Raw genomic sequence first — 18,244 nt, forward strand, 5'->3', positions numbered from 1 at the left:
AAAGACTTAATAGAAGGGATTGAATTGGCTATGTTAGAAGTTACTCAAAAAGATATTCGCAATTGGTTTACTCACTGTTGCTACTGTACCTCATAAGTCAGAGAATTGCTATATTTACAAGTTATGAGGTTAAGTACGATCGCCCTCTCGCAGTCAGATCAAGCAACAACCCAACCCAACACCAAAGGAAGATAACAGAAGAATACACACTCCCCCCCCACAACTGTATTAAAAGCTACAATTTAATAAATCTTTACATTCTCCTCCCTTCAGATTTTGGAGTTTTTGGGGAGTTCAAGAGCTTGAAATTGTACAATGAGGTTGTACAAGTCTCCCCTAAAAATCATGTTAAGCAAAGAAACCACCTACTCTCAGGCGAGGATGAATTTAGCCAGTATCTTAGATCAGGTGTGTGACGAATCTCAAATTATCGTCATTAAGCGTCGCAATCAGAAAAATGTGGCGTTAATTGCTGAAGATGAGCTTTCCAGTTTATTAGAGTGTGTTTATTTACTGCGATCGCGTAGCGCACGCTTTGCGTGACCGCCAGAAAATGCCCAACGCTTATTTCGCTCTTTAGCATGGACCCAGACAGAAGATGCAACTCCTCAAACATTAGTGGGACTTAGGCATTTTCGGGCAGCAAAAAAGGCTCAAACCATTACGGGACAAAGGGTTAACCTCGATTTATGATTTTCCTTGATCTATCTGGGTTTCAGCGATTTTGGGCTTCTCGAAGTAAATCCCAAGCAGGGATTGGGGTTGAGGCTTTTCTCGATTTGTTTTTTGTCTAAGTCCCATTAGCTGAATTGAAAGGGGAGTTAGGAATTGAGTCCTAAAAGAGAAAATAAGCCAGATAAACCTAAAAACAATCCTATTCATGGTTATTTGCCCGTTTTTAGTCCTGATTTCCACGCAGATTTAGCTTGGTGGTATCGAAACGAACCGAAAAAAGGCGATAAAATTTTAGACTTAGTGGCAGATATTTTGGATGGCGATTCGTTGACAGGATTGGGTAAACCCCAACCTCTTAAGTATATTGCTGCCGACACTTGGTCACGACGGATCGATTTAGAGCATCGTTTAGTTTATAAAGTCACAGGAAATAAGGTTTATTTTTTACAAGCTCGCTATCATTATCAATCAGGCTAAACTCAAACAACCCCATCAAGAACTGTTACAGGAGAAAGGGGACAAAGAACGTAGTACGTTCCCCCTCGTAGCTTGGGTTAAGGGATAGCCCAACCCAAGACAGAAGGCGGACAGGGAAAAATACACATTTTCTACTTTAAGACTGTAGCCTAAGCTACAATTTAATAAATATTTACATTCCTCTCCCTAGCTTAGGGGTTGACAGAGCAGGGAGTCTCAGGTGTTTTCCTCTGTTTTACTGCTTCTCAGACGAACTATCGTCTTCCTTGAGTTATTGTGGCGCGGTCTGTCGGATTCGTCTTTGCGTTCATCTCTGTCTCGAAGTTGTTGAAGCGGATTGGCTCTCTTATTCTTTGTGTGATAAGTTTAAATTATATAGTGGTGATCGATCTTTCTGTCCTTTGTGTCTCTGTGGTTCGTTCCACTCACTGCCCCAAGACTGTATCTTGTGAATACATTTTACCCACCAAACCTAAGAGAGCCGCGGATTTTCTATTTTGTTATAATTAGTGTCATTCGTTCGGTTTTGGCAGGGAAAAATATTCCGACACCTGCACAACTCTGACAATGTTAAGTACCTAAGCAAAAAACCTTAAAAAATTAGTCAATACTGATGATATTTGGGAAGTGAGGGTTCAGATTGGCAATAATATATTCCGTCTGCTGGGCTTTTTTGGAGAAAGTGATTTAATTATTTTAACGAACGGATTTGCCAAAAAGACTCAAAAAACACCATCTCAAGAGATTTATTTGGCACAGCAATGAAAACGAGACTACTTAAACAGGAGATTGGACGATGAGTGATGTAGAACAATATATTAACAGGAGAAAACAAACTGACAGTCAATTTTGCCAAGGCTTCGAGTCTGGTTATCTCAGTTTCAAGCTGGGAGTTATCTTATCACAGGCAAGAGAAGAAGCTGGACTGACTCAGGAAGAATTAGCGCATAAGTTAAATTGGGATAAAGCAACGGTTTTCAACCTAGAAGAGAATGTGGAATCTGTCGGTATTTCTACTTTAGAAAAATACGTCAAAGCTTTAGGAAAGGAACTTGTTGTGGAAATAAGATAGCGGCTTCTGTGGGTTGTCGATTCAGAAAATCCCGTCCCGCACCAACTAGCTGATAGACTAGGGATACCAGCTTTGATCAAGGTATCGCCATGACTACCAACGCAGCAAAAACCCAATGGCAGTATTTAGAGAAACGTCCTGATTCTTGGCGACAGCAACTTTACCTTAAGGGGAGGAAACTAAGAGCCTATACAGTTTGGTCGGAGCTGCTGGTTAACGGCGATACTATCCTAGAAGCGGCGGATAATTGGGACTTACCCCTAGGGGCGATTGAAGAAGTTATTCGCTATTGTCAAACCCATCAGTCTCTTTTGCAGCAAGAGGCAGAAGAAGAAGGCCGTTACTTAGAAGACAGAGGAGTAGTGCTTGAGCCTACCGTTACTCATCGATGAAGACTCTCTGTGTAAGGTTCTCGTCAAAATGCTCACAGTTGCTGGTCACGATGTCATAACAGTCAACGAAGTGGGACTTTCTGGACAGCCAGATTCTGTTGTCTTGAACTATGCCCGACAAAACAATCGAATCCTGCTAACTCGTAATTGCCGAGATTTTGAAGCCCTCCATCAAGAAAACCCCCGCCATCCAGGTGTTTTGGCCATTTACGAGAATAGGGACTACTCAAAAAATCTCAGTAGAAGGGAAATTGTCAAAGCGATCGTCAATCTGGAAACTGCTAATATCCCTCTGGCCAATCAGTTCATCTCCCTGAATCAGTGGAACTATTAGCTTTTCCAGGTTTGGCTAAGGAACAACCCAACCCAACACCAAAGCTGGACGACAATAGAGTACACACTAAACTAAAATAAGCTGTATCCTAAGCTACAATTTAATAAATCTTTATATTTCTCTCCCTAACGAGCGACTCAGATTTTGGGGTTTTTGGGGAGTTCAAGAGCTTGGAATTGTACAATAAGGTTGTACAAGTCTCCCCTAAAAATCATGTTAAGCAAAGAAACCACCTACTCTCAAATACAGTATTTTATCAACTGTAGATATCTCGGCGATGTCCAACCTTATGGATGGTGAGCCGCTTTGCTTCGGGTGCAAAAGAATAGATAACTCTATAGTCACCGGCTCGAAGCTTGAAAAGACCACTCAAATTAGCACTTAAAGCTTGAGGACTAACATTTTCAAAATTATCCGACAACCAGCGAACTTTCCGCAAAATTCGCTCTTGAATAATAGGAGCGAGTGCTTCTAAATCAGCGATTGCTTCGCGGCTAAATTCTACAAAGTAAGCCATTACCAGTTTAATCCTAGTTTTTTGGCTACTTCCTCGGCTGAAACCCCCTTTTCTCCTATTTCAGTCCGTCTTAGAGAGTCAAGAAGTTGTTGCTTAACTTCAGGTTTTACTTCTTTGTCTTGGTCAGGATCGAGTAAGATAGATTGGATGGTTTCGGCAACAGTTTCTTGAATGAGGAGCTTGAGTTCTTCAACGGTTAGCTCTTTAACTTGCATATTTTTAACTAGGAGAGAAGAATAAATAAACTACTCCTAATTTTGGCACTAAATTGGCTATTTGGCTCTTCTCGACTTTGTGTGATCATCAATGCTTTGTCTCGTGCCAAGGTAGAACCTCTGAAAATGCCTTGCCAGGGAGACCCTAGCAACGAGGTGATAGTTGTTTAATAAGCGAAAGGAAAAAATAAACCCCCTCAAGATTGAATGAAGGGGTATTTATGGTATTTTTAGAGGCAATTTAGCCTACTTTTGTGGTTTCTTTTTCATGGCGATACAATGAAGTTACTGCCACTTAATGAAACCTCTATGAACCTCATCCTTCCCTCTGAACTTCTGCAAACAGTACAAATGACTGAAGCTCAAATGCTCACGGAAATCGCTATCATGCTTTATCAGCAGCAACGTCTTCAATTTGAACAAGCAGCCGAACTAACGGGAATGGCGATCGATGATTTCTACCAATTGCTAGTATCGCGTAATATCCTCACTCCACCCACGGATCCCGACGACGAACCAAAAGAACTCATCCTCACCAGTCTTCGTATTTCTCTTCAGCAAGTTAAAGAGGGCAAAGTACATCCCATCTCTGAACTGTGGGATGGCATAGATGACTGAAAAAATTCCCCCCATTAAGCTTCTTTTCTCCGATCAATTCAAGGATCGACTTCGCATCCTCGCCAAACGCTATCGGAGCATTCGTACTGATATATAACCCCTAATTGATGACCTTCAGATAGGCAAATTCATCGGCGATCAAATACCAGGAATAGGCTACACTGTCTTTAAAGTTCACCTCAAAAACAGCGATATTCAAAAGGGCAAAAGTAGCGGCTATCGTGTTATCTATCAACTTAAAGACAATAGTTGTGTTTTGATGATCCTCATCTATGCCAAATCTGACCAAACGGACATCCCAGCGCGGCAAATTCAAGACATCATTAATAAGTTTGACAATTTTTAGAAGTAAGTAGGGAGGCACAATTATTTGTAGGATGGGTTAGCGGTAGCGTAACCCATGCTGGCGTTTGGTTTCATGCTTCAACCCAACCTACGTTTATCTTATATTTAATTCCACCCACCCACTTATTAATAGATGCCAAAAATAAACCACATCAAGATTGAATGAAGGGGCATTTATGATATTTTTAGACGCAATTTAGCCGACTTTTGTGGTTTCTTTTTCGGTGGATTTAGGGGGTTTTAGTTGGCAACTGATAACAATGCCTCTTCTATTGGCTTTGGTAACTCAATAGGATGAAACCGATTCACAGAAAAAGCGTAATCTTCACCACTTTCATCAATAACCCGAATTAGACTGTTTATTTCTGCTGTCTCATCAGGGATAACGCGGTATATTTTGCCAACTTCTAGTGAAGCTTCGTAGCCTTCATTATTGAGACAAACTGCGAACTTATTTGTTGGAGATGACTCTATTTTCATGGTCAATCTAGAAACGGTAACTTGAGCTTAAATTCTTTTTTGCCGATGCCATGAGCTTCATACCAATGGACTTCAGCTAACCTTACTATACCATTGGCAAGCTGAACTTGGGCTATGCCCTTTAATTTTCTCCATTTACCTTTGCCATACTGTTTTTGCAACCGTTCCCGATTACGAATTCCTGTTCCTGTGGCAATAATCTCGATATTCGTAATATCGCTGATAATCTCAAAGTCCACGATCAAGCAAGCAATCTTAAAGAGTGGCCCTCTATTATAGCATCTATTGCCAAAAAAGAGATATAAAAAAACAAAACCCCCTCAAGATTGAATCAAGGGGCATTTATGGTATTTTTAGAAGCCATTTAGCCGACTTTTGTGGTTTCTTTTTCGGTAGATTGGGAGGGTTTTAGTTGGCGCTTCAGGGTTGAAGCTGCGCTAGAGCCGAGGGTGATGATACTCAAACTATTATTTTTTGTACTGTAGATTTTGTGGTTATTTCCTTAGGATGTCTGAACAATTGACCTTCATTTTGGTAGAAAACTTCATAATCCGGGGCCAGTTCAAGACGTAACTGTTTCCATAAACTAATTCCTTCTTGTTTAAAATCCATTTCAGCTTGCTGATTTGGAAAATCTGATAAAGGTGGATAGTCTTGATTCAAAGTCTTATCGTAAGTATCCTGCCATGCGTTTAAACGTTGAATGGTTGCTTGACTTAATGGTAATTCTTCAGGAGCAATGTTATCAATTTCATCTACTCCCCAAAGTGGGTAACTTCCATAATCTGCCCAAAGTTTGATTCTGATTGCCATAACTATCATTCCTGAATAAGTTTATTAATTAATCGAGTTGGAGTTGGATTAGCACTCACTAAGTAACCATTATGACTAATTTCTAGAGAAACATACTGAATAATTCCATTGATTTCTACTTGATAAATTATGCGACTTTTTCCTTGTATGCCAATAATTTTTCCCTCACTAATAGCTGTTACAATTAAATCGGGAATTTGTTTTTCAGTAATACCTCTCTGGAGAAAATCTTCTCGATGATTTTCTAGAATATGCAGCAATCCAGAACCTTTGTCACCTGCTTTTCCAGTTTCTAGAAAAACAATTTTACCGCTAGGATCTTGAGTAATTATGATAATATTTTCTGGGGTATGTTTGATTGCTGCTTTTTTAAGTTCAGCAATCAGGAGTTTTTTCTGATCGTTGTTCGGATTCGACCTCATTGCCGATTATAGCTCAAGATTGCGTAAGTTGATCTAGTTTACTCATCCCTCAATTATACAATAAAACCCCCTCAAGATTGATCGAAGGGGCATTTATGGTATTTTTAGAGGCAATTTAGCCTACTTTTGTGGTTTCTTTTTCAGTGGATTTAGAGGGTTTTAGTTTGCCCTTGAGGGTTGAAGCTGCGCCGAGAGTGCCGAGGGCGAGGAGACTGAGGATGGCGGATGGTTCGGGAACTATCAAGGGTGAGAATATCTCAGGATCTCCAAACTCGTTAGGTAGTGGAGCTGGTTCTGGTGAATCTGGCTTTATCGTAGCGGACAATGTATATATGTACCGAGCATTCACGCTTTTACCAATATACTTTGCTGTAAAATCTGATGCACCATTTATAAGATTGATTGTACCTGATATACCATCGTTTGTAACTCGTGTCGTGTCATACCATTTGGTACCTTCAAACGTAAATGATGAAACCTTTGGAGTTGCGTCATTCGTAAGCGTTACACTTGTTATTGGAATATCGGATGTTGTAAACTTAGATTTTCCGTCTTGGCCATTCGATGTGTATTTAATGGTGTCGAATTTAACTTTACTTCGAGTAGTATCTACTGTATGATCAGCTTTTAAAACTATAGTGTAAATTACCTTAAATTCGGCTGGTCCAGAGTATTTTTTTATATAATCGTTTACCGCTTGTACATCTGCGTCTGTTGATCCAGCAACTTTTTCACCACTGCCCGAAACTGAGCCGTGTAATATAATAGTAGAGTCAAAGGTCAAGGTAGCTGCATTTGCTGTATCTACAAAACCTAAAAAAGCAGAAAAGGCTAGGGGAATTGCACTGTATCGACAAAAATTGTTAATTTTCATTTTTTTAGTCCAGTATGATCTTCTTAAGTAAACTTATCTCAGGTCAAGCAACAACCCAACCCAGTACAGAAGGCGGATAGTAGGACAATACACATTCCCCCCCCCCCACAACTGTATCAAAAGCTACAATTTATAAATCTTTATATTTCTCTCCCTAGCTTAGGGGTTGACAGAGCAGGGAGTCTCAGGTGTTTTCCTCTGTTTTACTGCTTCTCAGACGAACTATCCTCTTCCTTGAGTTATTGTGGCGCGGTCTGTCGGATTCGTCTTTGCGTTCATCTCTGTCTCGAAGTTGTTGAAGCAGATTCTCTATTTTGTTATAATTAGTGTCATTCGTTCGGTTTTGGGAGGGAAAAATATTCGGCTCTACCGAACCTGTCATGTAAAACTATTAACAACTTATGCTTGTAAAGCTGGTATAGTAAGGCTTTGAGTTTTTGTTAGATTGATATTTATCAACTTTAGAGCATTGCTGGACAGAGAGGGAGCTTGGGGAATTTTCTACATTGTAAGTTCGGAAGAACCAAATATTCCGACACTTGCACAACTCTTACAATGTTATACCCTATCTTGTTGGGCAACAAGGTTTTATTTACCAATTAACTTAATAAGATTGGATGATCGTACTAAAAATATTTTCATGTTAATTGGTGAAGGTATTGAGATTGAAATTAAACCTAATGGACAATGGATAAAATGAATCAAAAACCTAATTTTAAAACTATGACATCTCAAGAATTAAAAAGTTATGTATTATCTCATCGTGAGGATGACGAGGCTTTTTATGCTTATGTAGATAAGGTAAATGAAAGAAAAGATCGAGTAGTTTATCCACCTTTAAACTCCTTAGAAGATCTGGAAAAATATCCCGAAGTTATTGAACAAATGCGTCAAGATTCCCGTCATAATTTTCAGCAAAATGAGTTAACTTAGATACAGTGCGATCGCACTCTCTCGCAGTCAGGTCAAGCAATAGCCCAACCCAAGACAGAAGGAGGATAACAGCACAGCACACACCCCCCACAACTGTATCAAAAGCTACAATTTATAAATCTTTACATTTCTCTCCCTGACGAGCTATCCACCATGAAACCCATCCTCAACGCCCAGATGATTTCGGAAGTTAGAGGACAACCAGAATAATGACCAATATCAACTGACGGGACTCAACTGCCCCAGTTCAACGCTCACCGCATCAAAGCGATTGTCCCCAGGGCGATAGGAGAGAATTTCCAAGCCAATCGGCTCGCCACTGGTGGAATCCTTAATCAAAATCACCCCATCCCCCAGTTCAGTACAAATCTGCTCCTTTCTGGGTTGCTGCCAGAAGACAGTCAGTAATTCCGTTTCCGGTTCATAGAAAACTTTTACTTGAGCCATAGCATTTCCCCTTCTTTAATCCCATCGGTTTGGTAGGCAGTAATCAAGAACCCATCTCCATTCAAACGCCGAGCCACTGCCACAACCCAACGTTTTTCCTGTCGCTGGCGATAAAATAGCAGCACCCCAGCATCGTGGCTACTGCGTCGAATTTCATCCGGTAAAGCTAGGGTAAGGGTAACTAATTCCTCCAACTCCTCAAGGTCAGGATGTTTGCCCATTAGCCTCTGCCAATAACCTTCTGAAGTTCTAACTGTAAATCCCAAAGGGGTAACAACTTCAAATTTCATTGCCAATCATGGATAGGATTCTCGTTTCGGTGATAAATATAATGGTCGTGTTGCCGATGCTCAATCTTCAATTCCTATATCTACAAGACAATTGGCAATGAGTTGGTCAAATTGCTCCCAATCTTCACTATCCCATGTTGACATCCTCACCGCCGTAAAACGGACGGCGATTCCCAAACCTCACGATTTGGGTTTCTGCTTCTTTCCCGAAGGATTTTTCGCACCTGCCTTAACAGATTTACTCTGTTCTGGTCTTATGGTCGCTCTACAGACTGACACCGCAAGCCCTGCGGCCAAAATGTTTTTACTGGCGTTAATATCTCGGTCATGGTGAGTCCCACAGCTTGGACAATCCCACTCTCGAACATTTAACGGCATTTTCTCAGCAATATACCCGCAATTACTACACCTTTTAGAACTGGGAAACCATCTATCTATTTCGATGTAATTTCTGCCATACCAACGGCATTTATAGGCTAATTGTCGAGTGATTTCTCCCCAACTTACATCAGATATTGCCTGAGATAACTTGGGGTTTTTGACCATATTCTTGACGGCTAAATTCTCAACCACAACCGTTTGGTTTTCACGAACTAATTGAGTGGTTAGCTTATGTAAATGGTCTTTTCTACTATCGGTGATTTGAGCGTGAATCCTTGCTACTTTGATTCTCGCTTTTTCCCGATTTTTTGACCCTTTCTGTTTTCGAGAAAGACTTTTAGATGCTCTTCGCAGTCTCCGATAATGCTTGTTAAAATGCTCAGGATTAGATACTTTGTCACCATCGCTGGTAATCACAAGGCTACTAATTCCTAAGTCAATTCCAATGGCTTTATCTGTTACTGGTAAAGGCTTAATCATTGGGTCATCAAATCTAATTGAGATATGCCAGCGTCCAGAAGGATGTAATCTGACTGTTACTGTGCTTGGTTCACAGCTTTCTGGTATTTGTCTTGACCATCGAATAGGTAAAGGTTCTGTGCATTTAGCTAAATAGATTTGTTTGTCTTTAAATTTAAAAGCAGATTTGGTAAATTCGGCACTTCCTCCTTGATGTTTTTTCTTAAAGTTAGGATACTTAGTACGACCAGCAAAGAAATTAGTAAAAGCTGTTTGTAGGTGTCTTAACCCTTGTTGTAAAGGTACACAGCTTACTTCATTGAGAAAGTCTAATTCTTCTTGCTTTTTCCAATGGGTTAGCATTGAAGAAGTTTGAGCGTAGCCTACTCTTTCTTGTCTTTCATACCAAGCTTGTGTTCTGAGATGGAGAGCTTTGTTGTAAACTAATCTTACACAGCCCAAAGTGCGCCGCAATAGCGACTCTTGTTCGGGTGTGGGGTAAAATCGAAACGAATAGGCTTTTTCCATATCTCGCATTCTAGCATATATCGTGTAAATGCGCTAATATTTAACGGTAAAGCCGTCGTAGAACGACGGGGTTTCAGACCCAAATTTTCGATGAATTATCATTTGATGTAGTATTTTGAGCGGATTCGATAAAGGTAATAATAACCGATTCTCCATACAACCACACATACTATCCCCCGTAACTGTATTTTAAGCTACAATTTAATAAATATTTACATCTCTCTCCCTAACCAGCGATCGAGATTTTGGGGTTTTTGGGGAGTTCAAGAGCTTGGACTTGTACAATAAAGTTGTACAAGTCTCCAAAGACCAAGCAAATTAGCGCTGAAAGCTTGAGGATTACAACCTTTCTCCTGTCGATCCTAGACATCAACCTAAAAGTCGGCACTTAAAGGGGTACGGGGGAAAGGAATCACATCGCGAATATTGGTCATTCCCGTCATGAATTGTACCAGACGCTCGAATCCTAAACCAAAACCAGCGTGGGGAACAGAACCGTAGCGACGCAGATCTAAATACCACCACAAATCATCGGGATTCATTCCCTGTTCCTGCATTCTTTGGATTAATACATCTAATCGTTCTTCCCGTTGGGAACCGCCGATAATTTCGCCGATCTTGGGCGCTAAAATATCCATAGCGGAAACGGTTTTATTACTGTCATCTAGACGCATATAAAAAGCTTTGATTGTCTTGGGATAATTGGTGACAATCACGGGTTTTTTAAATAGTTCTTCCGCTAGATAACGTTCGTGTTCTGACTGTAAATCTACGCCCCATTCTACGGGAAACTCGAACTGACGATCGGCTTTTTCTAATAACTCGATCGCTTCGCTGTAGGTAATCCGGCCAAACTCGCTATTAACGATATTCTCGGCCGTACTTAACACCGTTTTATCGATACGTTCGTTAAAAAACTGCAAATCTTCGGGACAATTTTCTAAGACGAATTTAAAGATATATTTCAGAAAAGCTTCCGCTAAATCCTGATCTCCTTCCAAGTCACAAAAAGCCATTTCCGGTTCCACCATCCAAAACTCGGCCAGATGACGGGAAGTATTAGAATTTTCGGCGCGAAAAGTCGGGCCAAAAGTGTAAACATTAGATAAAGCCATGGCCATTACTTCCGCTTGTAATTGTCCACTGACGGTTAAATAGGCCCGTTTACCAAAGAAATCTTCGGCAAAATTGGCGGGTTTTTTTAAGTCTAAACTGGTGACAGTAAATAATTCTCCCGCACCTTCGCAGTCGTTAGCGGTAATAATGGGAGTATGTACCCAAATAAAGCCCTTTTCTTGGAAAAAAGTGTGTATAGCGGTAGCGCAAGCGTTTCTAACCCGCATTACTGCTCCTAGGGTGTTGGTTCTTGCTCGCAGATGGGCAATGGTTCTCAGAAATTCAAAGGAATGACGTTTCTTTTGTAGGGGATAATCCGCAGGACAGTCACCATAAAGGGTGATTTCGGCCGCTTTTAACTCGATATTTTGCCCTTTACCCGGGGAAAGAACCAAATTTCCCGAAACAGCGATCGCCGTTCCTGTACTAATTGTTTTTAGTACATTTTCATAATCGGGTAAAGTCGGTTCGAGGATAACTTGTAAGTTGGCCAGGTATGAGCCATCATTAACTTCCAGGAAAGTAAATTCTTTTAATTCTCGTTTTGTTCTCACCCAACCCTGCACGGTGACGGATTGATCCGGTTGTCCTGTCTGAAAGATTTCCTTGATTCTGCTAGTCATCGCGTATCCCTATGTTAGAACCAAAGAGTATTTTAGAATAGAAGGTTCAGATCAGGCTAAAATCAATCTCGAACAGGTCTCATGCTTCTGGTGGAAAAATTATTAAGTAAGCCCAAAAGCCGTAAATTAGCGATTTTTTTGGCTTTTATCGGTAGTATTCTCGCTTTACCCTTTCCTATCGCCGGTATTCATAAATTCTATCTCGGTCAACCTCTCTGGGGAATGATTTATCTTCTCCTCTGGCAAACTCCGATTCCCCGGGTGGCTTGCGCGATCGATGCAGTGTGGTATTTAATCCAAGATAACCAATTTTTGGCTAACTATTTTCCCACTGCCACCGCTGCTGCCACTGTCCCCAGTTTAGAGCCTAAACAAGTAGAGGCGATCGGGGCAGCTTTAAGAGAATTAGAGCGCCTCCGGCAAGAAGGATTAATTTCTGAGTACGAATTTGAAGAAAAACGGCGACAATTACTACAATGACACCGCAAAACTGGTTAGGGCGCACTTTTAACCCTTTAAAAGCCAAAATTAGCAATGATCCCTATTATCGCTTTCGTTCCCTTGATGAGATCGCTATGGCGGCACAATTGGGCATTAAAATTAATGTCAGTCAAGCGGGTGTGGATGATTGGCTGCGATTGCCGGGGATATCCATCCATCAAGCGCGAATGTTGGTGGAATTGTCGGGTATGGGGGTAGAATTGCTTTGTCTTGAAGATCTAGCGGCTGCTTTGAGTGTTCCTGTGGCTAGATTGAAAGCTTGGGAACCGATTCTAGAATTCGCCTATTATAGTCGGGAAAGTCACCTCGCACCCCCTAAAATCAATCCTAACACCGCCTCGATCGAGCAGTTAACCACCCTACCCCTGATCAGCGATAATTTAGCAGCTGCCATTATTAAAAATAGAGAAGAACAGGGATTATTTAAGAATATTGTGGATTTTAAAGGGCGTTTATCCCTAGAAGCTCAGGAAATCTCCCAATTAATGCACTTTTTTCAGTTTTAATCCCAAATCCTCAGGAAAGGAGACAGGAGATAGGAGTCAGGAGATAGGAGATGGGAGTCAGGAGATAGGAGTCATACTAAATCTGGTTATTAAAGACTGATTATTTATTCCCCTTTTTGCATGAGTGCATGAGTAGAAAACGGGTTTCTCCGAGAAACCCGTTTTCTGTGCGTTACTCAGGAGACAGGAGATAGGAGTCAGAAGATTAGTTTTATTTATTCTCCCCACTTCCCACTTCCCACTTCCCAGCAAATCTAACTGTCTTCAGATTCCTCCGCATCACTAGGGGGAACTAGGGCTACCGCAGCGATCGCATCGTCCTCATCGAGTTTTTGTACCCGGATGCCTCCGGCCGATCGCGATTGAGGAGTAATAGCATCGACGGATTGACGGATGATAATACCCCGTTCGGTGATAATCATAAATTCCTCGTGGGGGTTAACAACGTGCAGAGCCGCTAATTTATCGTTCTTTTTGCGGAATTTAATCACTCTGACTCCTAATCCCGCCCGATTTTGCAGCCGGAGGAGGGTAACGGGAACCCGTTTTCCTAGTCCTGCCATGGTAATCGCTAACACCCAGGGGCCATTATTAGCCACTTCGGGGTTAATTTCTTCGCTTTCGTCCTCGGTTTCTTCTTCGTTAGATTCAGCGATTTGGGCGACAATTTGACTAGGCAGGATGTCCATACTAATTAATTCGTCACCTGAGCGCAATTTCATCGATTTTACGCCTTTAGTTGCCCTTCCCAAGGAGCGCAATTGTTGACTATCGGCCTTAAAATGAATGGCCATCCCCTGACGAGAACCGATAATGACGCTATCTTCCTCTTTGGCCAAGCGAACCCAACGTAGTTGATCACCGTCTTCGAGAGAAATGGCGATTAAACCGTTCGATCGAATATTACTAAAGGCAGCGAGGGCGGTTTTCTTGATAAATCCCTTTTGTGTGAGCATAATCAGGTAATTATCCTCGCTGAACTCGCTGACTGCCACCACCGAGGTAATTTTCTCCCCTTTGGGAATCTCTAACAGTTGCACGATGGGAACGCCGCGAGCGGTACGCGAACCGGTGGGGATATGATAGGCATTGAGACTATAGACAACCCCGCGATCGGTGAAAAAGAGGACGCTATCGTGATCGCGGCAGGTGATAAAGTGATCGATGCCGTCGTCTTCTTTCATTTTTGCGCCAGCTTTGCCCCTTGTCGCCCGATTTTGGGACTCAAAGGTATTAACGGGCATTCTTTTGATGTAACCCTGTTCGGTGACGAGAATTAAGGCCTGTTCGTTGGCAATCAGGTCAGTTTCGGCGATTTCTCCTTCCCGTTGTTCGATATGAGTGCGACGGGGGGTAGAGTGAATCGTTTTGATCTGTTGCAGTTCTTCCTCGATAATGCTGTCGATGCGTTCTTTTCTGGCTAAAATATCCTGAAGATCGCCGATTTTTGTCAGTAATTCCCCGTGTTCTTGCTGAATTTTCTCCGATTCTAGGGCGGTTAAACGCCGCAGCTGCATTTGTAGGATTGCGTCCGCTTGCACCTCTGAAAGACCAAAATTCTGCACTAATCCCTCTTTTGCACTAGCTGTGTCGGCAGCACTGCGAATTAGGGCAATGACTGCATCGAGACTAGCGAGGGCAATTAGTAAACCCTGAAGGATATGATCCCTTTCCTCGGCCTTGCGGAGTTCATAACGGGTGCGACGGGTGATAACTTCTACCCGAAAATCGAGGAAAACGCGGAGAAACTCCCTTAAAGTCAGTAATCTCGGTTCGTTATCGACTAATGCCAACATATTCGCCCCAAAATTCGACTGGAGGGGCGTTTGTTTATAAAGATTGTTAAGGACGACGCGAGGATAGGCATCTCGTTTCAGTTCGATCACCACCCGGATGCCGTCGCGATCGCTTTCGTCCCGCACATCGGAAATACCGTCTATTTTGCGATCATTGACCAAATCGGCGATTTTTTCGATTAATGCCGCTTTATTGGTTTGATAGGGCAGTTCGGTGATGATAATAGCATCTCGATCGGGTCTTCCCCTTTGTTCGATGGTTTCAAAGGAGGCGACTCCCCGCAGGGTAATAGAACCGCGGCCGGTGGTGTAAGCTTCCTGAATACCGTCTCTACCGAGGATATGCCCCCCGGTGGGAAAGTCCGGCCCTGGGATATAACGCTGTAATTCCGTATCGGTGAGATCGGGGTTATGGATGAGGGCAACGGTTCCATCGATAATCTCGGCCAGGTTGTGGGGGGGGATATTGGTGGCCATACCGACGGCGATACCCGATGAGCCATTAATTAGCAGTTGTGGGACTCTAGAGGGTAAAACCACGGGTTCCTGTTGGGAACCATCGAAGTTATCGGCGAAATCGACGGTTTCTGACTCGATATCCTGTAGTAGGGCGTTGGTGGCCAGGGTGTGCAGACGACACTCGGTATAACGCATGGCTGCCGGAGGATCGTTATCGATCGATCCGAAGTTACCATGACCGTTAATCAGGGGATCGCGCATGGAGAAATCCTGGGCCATGCGGACGAGGGCATCGTAAACAGCAGTATCCCCGTGGGGGTGGTATTTTCCTAATACTTCCCCGACGACTCTAGCGCATTTCCGGAAGGGGCGATCGGGGGTTAATCCTAGTTCGTACATCGCATAAAGAATGCGCCGGTGTACGGGTTTCAGTCCGTCCCTAGCGTCGGGCAAGGCTCGCCCAACGATGACGCTCATGGCGTATTCTAGGTAGGAACGGGACATTTCATTGCTTAAGTCTGTGGGGACGATATGATCCTGGGCGGCGGTCATAGGGGGGTTAACTCCAATAACAAGGCAAAAAAGGCGTTTTTGTGAGTAAATTCGCTAAAAATCGGGTTTTTACCCTTTTGATGTGCAGAATATGCCCATTTGTAGGACTATTTTACCATAAAATCCCTCTTTTTTGGGGTTTGAGGCGGCGCTCGCAGGTTTCTTGGCTGGGATGGGGGGGGTTAATGGTTTGCTATCCTCTTGACAGAGATTGCAGAAAGTCGCGCAGCTCTTTAAAAGAAGGACAACGAGTGGCACAAAGTTCTAAATTTAGCTTTTCGGCCAGTTCAACATTCATGTTCGTACTATAACGGGGTTTTCTATTTTCACCGATTGACAATTGGATCAATTTTTCTTTCGGTTTGATAATTAGGTGAGGGTTTGGGTGAGCGTTTCCCTTGCCTCGTCCCACATATTTAATCACCTCTGGATCAGACCAAAACCAAGCCTCTAATTCTTCTATTGGGATGCAGATATATTTCCTGAGACCATTAATATTAGAACAGCTTAATTCTAAGTGATCTCGCAATTGTTTTTCATCATTAAGAGAGTTATTGTTGGGATTGCGATCTAAATCATGAACAATGATAAAAGCATCACATCCTTCCCTTGTCATCACTTTAAGTTTTGCTGACAGTTTTCTCTTTAATGTACTACAGGATTTAGATGCCCAATATTTTGTCCTAGTATTTGTCCCCAGCACGCGATGGATAATTTGACGAAACACATCGCAGTCCGTCTCATCTTCGGCAATTATGGCGATCAAGTTACTACTCATCGAGAATACCACTGTAAATCCAGTCTCCTAAATCTCCTTCTTCACAGAGATACTCGACAACTTTTTCAATCTCTCCTTCTTCTAGTTTCCTAACACTTGTCCGTCCTTGATTACGATAGACTAAGCTAATATTTTCTGGCTTTGTCCAAGCTACTACTTGTGGTGAATGAGTTGATATAATTAAATTTTCATCCCAAGTATAGGATTTAATTTCATTTAATAATTTTGCTAACATTGCGGGATGTATTTGTGTTTCTGGCTCCTCAATTATGGTTGTTGCATTAGGAGAGTGAGCAATTATTTCGATAAGAATTGATAAAACTCGCAAGGTGCCATCGGAGAGTAATCCAATATTGACTCCATCTAATAATACTGAAGCGATGTACTCTTCGTCTTTACCTTGGTCTGTCTGTCCAGAATGCTCACTCAAAACAAACTTCTGCACAGTGATTTTCTTGGCAAGTCCTATTCGTTGACAAACATTTTCTAGTTCATCAAAATAATCCGTACCTACCCAATAAAATATTCTCCGAGCTAGAGTATCTGCTAGATCAAATCGACTGGCAGAAATCTTCTTACTTGCCACCTTTAATAAGGAAGGCTGTCGCCTTGATGTGCGACGGATAGGAGCTTTGCCAAGAAGACGAATCCCTTTTAAAATAGCATAAACCCACTTCATTTCTGGAGGTAAATTTAGCGATGAATTTCTAGGTATATTTGACTGTCGCAGCGAGGTAGTATTGCCAAGAATAGCAAATATTGGCTCACCATTATTATTAAAGCTTGTTAGTCCAAATTCGGTTTTCCAGAGAAGTTCTTGATCTCCATCAATATACTGACAATAATCATTCCAAGAAAAGGAATTTTCCAAGGAATTATCGTTAGTGGTATCATCTATGTCTGTATCTAGATCGTCCATAGAAAAGGGGATGATTAGCTCATACCTGTATCCTAAGCGCCGGTTAGTCGGTGTTAGAATTTCAACCTGCAAAATTGAGGGAATGCTATCACTATCAATCATCCGAGAGCCGATCGATCTACCGATAGCACAGGATGAGATGGCTTCAAATCCTTCTAGGATAGCGGATTTCCCCGCACCGTTTCTCCCCACTAATACCCCAACTTGGTTAACTAGGGATAGGGAAACTGGACCACCTAGCACACCCCAACCATCGAGGGTAAAAGATAATAGTCTAGGCTGGTTCATATTAAAACAATTCTAGTTTTTGGGACTATACAGGGCTTTATTAGTTAATTATATCCAATCTATCTGATCTTCCCTCAGTTTTCCAGGCTGGCGGCTGGCGATCGCCGAAGAAGACCACTTTTAGTAGTTTTTCCCTCGATAATTAGGGCTTGCTGAATAAATCTAAAAACCTTGTTGGATAATAAGCTTAGACGCACTTAATACTAAATCCGTTGAGTATAGGCTAGGGCTTGCTGAATAACTCTAAAACTCTTATCTATCAAGGTGTTGAGAGAAAAAAGTGCCAAATAAGTGCAAGAAAAAGAGGTAAAATACCCTAAAACCCGCATTTCTCACAAATTGAGTTGGGAAGCTGATTTGGATGCAGAAAATTGCGGTTATTTGTAAATCAGAAAGAATTCTCAAATTGGGAAACAAGAATCTGACTAAACTAG

General features: G+C 42.0%; 23 protein-coding genes and 4 pseudogenes. 12 read left to right on the forward strand and 15 right to left on the reverse strand.

Going from position 1 to position 18,244, the window contains the following annotated elements; all coding sequences use genetic code 11:
• Positions 1 to 345: 345 nt before the first annotated feature.
• The 6 genes and pseudogenes from H6F92_RS07050 to H6F92_RS07075 all read left to right on the forward strand — a co-directional run bounded on the left by H6F92_RS07050 (position 346) and on the right by H6F92_RS07075 (position 2,950).
• A pseudogene (locus tag H6F92_RS07050) lies at positions 346 to 693 on the forward strand (type II toxin-antitoxin system Phd/YefM family antitoxin).
• 135 nt (positions 694 to 828) lie between these two features.
• Entirely contained in the window at positions 829 to 1,152 is a 324-nt protein-coding gene (locus H6F92_RS07055) for a Txe/YoeB family addiction module toxin (protein ID WP_190357320.1), read from the forward strand.
• Positions 1,153 to 1,752: 600 nt separating this feature from the next.
• Positions 1,753 to 1,917 (forward strand): annotated as a pseudogene (locus tag H6F92_RS25795) (type II toxin-antitoxin system RelE/ParE family toxin); the annotation flags it as partial.
• Positions 1,918 to 1,948: 31 nt separating this feature from the next.
• On the forward strand, positions 1,949 to 2,224 hold the full coding sequence (locus H6F92_RS07065; RefSeq protein ID WP_190357321.1) for a helix-turn-helix domain-containing protein: 276 nt from the start codon (positions 1,949 to 1,951) through the stop codon (positions 2,222 to 2,224).
• Between the two features lie 89 nt (positions 2,225 to 2,313).
• Positions 2,314 to 2,616 (forward strand): hypothetical protein, encoded by a 303-nt coding sequence (locus H6F92_RS07070; protein WP_002748182.1) that lies wholly within the window; start codon positions 2,314 to 2,316, stop codon positions 2,614 to 2,616.
• Positions 2,591 to 2,950, forward strand: coding sequence for a DUF5615 family PIN-like protein (locus H6F92_RS07075; RefSeq protein ID WP_185238926.1), 360 nt, complete (start codon positions 2,591 to 2,593; stop codon positions 2,948 to 2,950). The genes H6F92_RS07070 and H6F92_RS07075 overlap by 26 nt, the downstream gene beginning before the upstream one ends.
• Before the next feature lie 256 nt (positions 2,951 to 3,206).
• On the opposite strand, the gene H6F92_RS07080 is transcribed toward H6F92_RS07075, so the two are convergent.
• Together H6F92_RS07080 and H6F92_RS07085 are read right to left on the reverse strand one after the other, a co-directional pair.
• Entirely contained in the window at positions 3,207 to 3,467 is a 261-nt protein-coding gene (locus H6F92_RS07080; protein ID WP_190357322.1) for a type II toxin-antitoxin system RelE family toxin, read from the reverse strand.
• Positions 3,467 to 3,682 carry a hypothetical protein gene (locus H6F92_RS07085; RefSeq protein ID WP_002771553.1) on the reverse strand — a complete coding sequence of 72 codons (216 nt, stop codon included), beginning with the start codon at positions 3,680 to 3,682 and terminating at the stop codon, positions 3,467 to 3,469. The genes H6F92_RS07080 and H6F92_RS07085 overlap by 1 nt, the downstream gene beginning before the upstream one ends.
• Positions 3,683 to 3,961: 279 nt before the next feature.
• Here H6F92_RS07085 and H6F92_RS07090 point away from each other — a divergent pair, with 279 nt between their 5' ends.
• Entirely contained in the window at positions 3,962 to 4,300 is a 339-nt protein-coding gene (locus H6F92_RS07090; RefSeq protein WP_190357323.1) for a UPF0175 family protein, read from the forward strand.
• Positions 4,293 to 4,646: pseudogene (locus H6F92_RS25800) on the forward strand (type II toxin-antitoxin system RelE/ParE family toxin). Before H6F92_RS07090 ends, H6F92_RS25800 begins: the two are co-directional and overlap by 8 nt.
• A 239-nt stretch (positions 4,647 to 4,885) precedes the next feature.
• On the opposite strand, the gene H6F92_RS07100 reads toward H6F92_RS25800, so the two are convergent.
• The 6 genes and pseudogenes from H6F92_RS07100 to H6F92_RS25810 form a co-directional block, all read right to left on the reverse strand.
• On the reverse strand, positions 4,886 to 5,125 hold the full coding sequence (locus H6F92_RS07100) for a hypothetical protein (protein WP_004268825.1): 240 nt from the start codon (positions 5,123 to 5,125) through the stop codon (positions 4,886 to 4,888).
• Between the two features lie 2 nt (positions 5,126 to 5,127).
• On the reverse strand, positions 5,128 to 5,364 hold the full coding sequence (locus H6F92_RS07105; RefSeq protein ID WP_072926254.1) for a hypothetical protein: 237 nt from the start codon (positions 5,362 to 5,364) through the stop codon (positions 5,128 to 5,130).
• 125 nt (positions 5,365 to 5,489) lie between these two features.
• A pseudogene (locus H6F92_RS25805) lies at positions 5,490 to 5,564 on the reverse strand (PEP-CTERM sorting domain-containing protein); the annotation flags it as partial.
• 20 nt (positions 5,565 to 5,584) lie between these two features.
• Positions 5,585 to 5,938, reverse strand: coding sequence for a hypothetical protein (locus H6F92_RS07110; protein ID WP_190357325.1), 354 nt, complete (start codon positions 5,936 to 5,938; stop codon positions 5,585 to 5,587).
• A gap of 5 nt (positions 5,939 to 5,943) precedes the next feature.
• Entirely contained in the window at positions 5,944 to 6,360 is a 417-nt protein-coding gene (locus H6F92_RS07115) for a hypothetical protein (protein ID WP_190357326.1), read from the reverse strand.
• 115 nt (positions 6,361 to 6,475) lie between these two features.
• Positions 6,476 to 7,234: a PEP-CTERM sorting domain-containing protein gene (locus H6F92_RS25810; RefSeq protein ID WP_242030037.1), complete on the reverse strand. Its 759-nt coding sequence runs from the start codon at positions 7,232 to 7,234 to the stop codon at positions 6,476 to 6,478.
• Positions 7,235 to 7,703: 469 nt separating this feature from the next.
• Here H6F92_RS25810 and H6F92_RS27015 point away from each other — a divergent pair, with 469 nt between their 5' ends.
• On the forward strand, positions 7,704 to 7,934 hold the full coding sequence (locus H6F92_RS27015; protein ID WP_416338821.1) for a DUF6888 family protein: 231 nt from the start codon (positions 7,704 to 7,706) through the stop codon (positions 7,932 to 7,934).
• Positions 7,931 to 8,167 (forward strand): DUF6887 family protein, encoded by a 237-nt coding sequence (locus H6F92_RS07125; protein ID WP_223212995.1) that lies wholly within the window; start codon positions 7,931 to 7,933, stop codon positions 8,165 to 8,167. Before H6F92_RS27015 ends, H6F92_RS07125 begins: the two co-directional genes overlap by 4 nt.
• Before the next feature lie 219 nt (positions 8,168 to 8,386).
• On the opposite strand, the gene H6F92_RS07130 is transcribed toward H6F92_RS07125, so the two are convergent.
• The 4 genes from H6F92_RS07130 to asnS form a co-directional block, all read right to left on the reverse strand.
• Entirely contained in the window at positions 8,387 to 8,614 is a 228-nt protein-coding gene (locus H6F92_RS07130) for a hypothetical protein (RefSeq protein WP_002797786.1), read from the reverse strand.
• A complete protein-coding gene (locus H6F92_RS07135; RefSeq protein WP_016515170.1) occupies positions 8,602 to 8,904 on the reverse strand; it encodes a hypothetical protein in 303 nt (100 codons plus the stop codon). The genes H6F92_RS07130 and H6F92_RS07135 overlap by 13 nt, the downstream gene beginning before the upstream one ends.
• Before the next feature lie 180 nt (positions 8,905 to 9,084).
• Complete coding sequence (locus tag H6F92_RS07140; protein ID WP_190357327.1) at positions 9,085 to 10,272, reverse strand: RNA-guided endonuclease InsQ/TnpB family protein; 1,188 nt, start codon at positions 10,270 to 10,272, stop codon at positions 9,085 to 9,087.
• A gap of 374 nt (positions 10,273 to 10,646) precedes the next feature.
• Positions 10,647 to 12,011, reverse strand: coding sequence for an asparagine--tRNA ligase (gene asnS / locus H6F92_RS07145; protein WP_190357328.1), 1,365 nt, complete (start codon positions 12,009 to 12,011; stop codon positions 10,647 to 10,649).
• Positions 12,012 to 12,092: 81 nt separating this feature from the next.
• On the opposite strand from asnS, the gene H6F92_RS07150 reads away from it, so the two are divergent.
• The gene (locus H6F92_RS07150; protein WP_190357329.1) at positions 12,093 to 12,491 is read left to right on the forward strand and encodes an SHOCT domain-containing protein; all 399 of its coding nucleotides are present in this window, start codon (positions 12,093 to 12,095) and stop codon (positions 12,489 to 12,491) included.
• Complete coding sequence (locus H6F92_RS07155) at positions 12,488 to 13,018, forward strand: ComEA family DNA-binding protein (RefSeq protein ID WP_190357330.1); 531 nt, start codon at positions 12,488 to 12,490, stop codon at positions 13,016 to 13,018. Before H6F92_RS07150 ends, H6F92_RS07155 begins: the two co-directional genes overlap by 4 nt.
• A gap of 254 nt (positions 13,019 to 13,272) precedes the next feature.
• On the opposite strand, the gene gyrA is transcribed toward H6F92_RS07155, so the two are convergent.
• From gyrA to H6F92_RS07170, 3 genes are all read right to left on the reverse strand, one after another.
• Positions 13,273 to 15,825 carry a DNA gyrase subunit A gene (gyrA, locus tag H6F92_RS07160; RefSeq protein ID WP_190357331.1) on the reverse strand — a complete coding sequence of 851 codons (2,553 nt, stop codon included), beginning with the start codon at positions 15,823 to 15,825 and terminating at the stop codon, positions 13,273 to 13,275.
• 193 nt (positions 15,826 to 16,018) lie between these two features.
• The gene (locus H6F92_RS07165; RefSeq protein ID WP_190357332.1) at positions 16,019 to 16,603 is read right to left on the reverse strand and encodes a DUF4276 family protein; all 585 of its coding nucleotides are present in this window, start codon (positions 16,601 to 16,603) and stop codon (positions 16,019 to 16,021) included.
• Complete coding sequence (locus H6F92_RS07170) at positions 16,596 to 17,810, reverse strand: AAA family ATPase (RefSeq protein ID WP_190357333.1); 1,215 nt, start codon at positions 17,808 to 17,810, stop codon at positions 16,596 to 16,598. Before H6F92_RS07170 ends, H6F92_RS07165 begins: the two co-directional genes overlap by 8 nt.
• Between the last annotated feature and the right edge of the window lie 434 nt (positions 17,811 to 18,244).

It is taken from the genome of Microcystis wesenbergii FACHB-1317 (assembly GCF_014696875.1).
GTDB lineage: Bacteria > Cyanobacteriota > Cyanobacteriia > Cyanobacteriales > Microcystaceae > Microcystis > Microcystis wesenbergii_A.

Coding starts and splice junctions, on each gene's coding strand:
- H6F92_RS07140 (WP_190357327.1), bottom strand. CDS start 10,272: ATGGAAAAAGCCTATTCGTTTCGATTTTACCCCACACCCGAACAAGAG.
- H6F92_RS25810 (WP_242030037.1), bottom strand. CDS start 7,234: ATGAAAATTAACAATTTTTGTCGATACAGTGCAATTCCCCTAGCCTTT.
- asnS (WP_190357328.1), bottom strand. CDS start 12,011: ATGACTAGCAGAATCAAGGAAATCTTTCAGACAGGACAACCGGATCAA.
- H6F92_RS07125 (WP_223212995.1), top strand. CDS start 7,931: ATGAATCAAAAACCTAATTTTAAAACTATGACATCTCAAGAATTAAAA.
- H6F92_RS07135 (WP_016515170.1), bottom strand. CDS start 8,904: ATGAAATTTGAAGTTGTTACCCCTTTGGGATTTACAGTTAGAACTTCA.
- H6F92_RS07110 (WP_190357325.1), bottom strand. CDS start 5,938: ATGGCAATCAGAATCAAACTTTGGGCAGATTATGGAAGTTACCCACTT.
- gyrA (WP_190357331.1), bottom strand. CDS start 15,825: ATGACCGCCGCCCAGGATCATATCGTCCCCACAGACTTAAGCAATGAA.
- H6F92_RS07070 (WP_002748182.1), top strand. CDS start 2,314: ATGACTACCAACGCAGCAAAAACCCAATGGCAGTATTTAGAGAAACGT.
- H6F92_RS07165 (WP_190357332.1), bottom strand. CDS start 16,603: ATGAGTAGTAACTTGATCGCCATAATTGCCGAAGATGAGACGGACTGC.
- H6F92_RS07100 (WP_004268825.1), bottom strand. CDS start 5,125: ATGAAAATAGAGTCATCTCCAACAAATAAGTTCGCAGTTTGTCTCAAT.
- H6F92_RS07080 (WP_190357322.1), bottom strand. CDS start 3,467: ATGGCTTACTTTGTAGAATTTAGCCGCGAAGCAATCGCTGATTTAGAA.
- H6F92_RS07155 (WP_190357330.1), top strand. CDS start 12,488: ATGACACCGCAAAACTGGTTAGGGCGCACTTTTAACCCTTTAAAAGCC.
- H6F92_RS07150 (WP_190357329.1), top strand. CDS start 12,093: ATGCTTCTGGTGGAAAAATTATTAAGTAAGCCCAAAAGCCGTAAATTA.
- H6F92_RS07130 (WP_002797786.1), bottom strand. CDS start 8,614: ATGGCTCAAGTAAAAGTTTTCTATGAACCGGAAACGGAATTACTGACT.
- H6F92_RS07115 (WP_190357326.1), bottom strand. CDS start 6,360: ATGAGGTCGAATCCGAACAACGATCAGAAAAAACTCCTGATTGCTGAA.
- H6F92_RS07085 (WP_002771553.1), bottom strand. CDS start 3,682: ATGCAAGTTAAAGAGCTAACCGTTGAAGAACTCAAGCTCCTCATTCAA.
- H6F92_RS07065 (WP_190357321.1), top strand. CDS start 1,949: ATGAGTGATGTAGAACAATATATTAACAGGAGAAAACAAACTGACAGT.
- H6F92_RS07090 (WP_190357323.1), top strand. CDS start 3,962: ATGAAGTTACTGCCACTTAATGAAACCTCTATGAACCTCATCCTTCCC.
- H6F92_RS07170 (WP_190357333.1), bottom strand. CDS start 17,810: ATGAACCAGCCTAGACTATTATCTTTTACCCTCGATGGTTGGGGTGTG.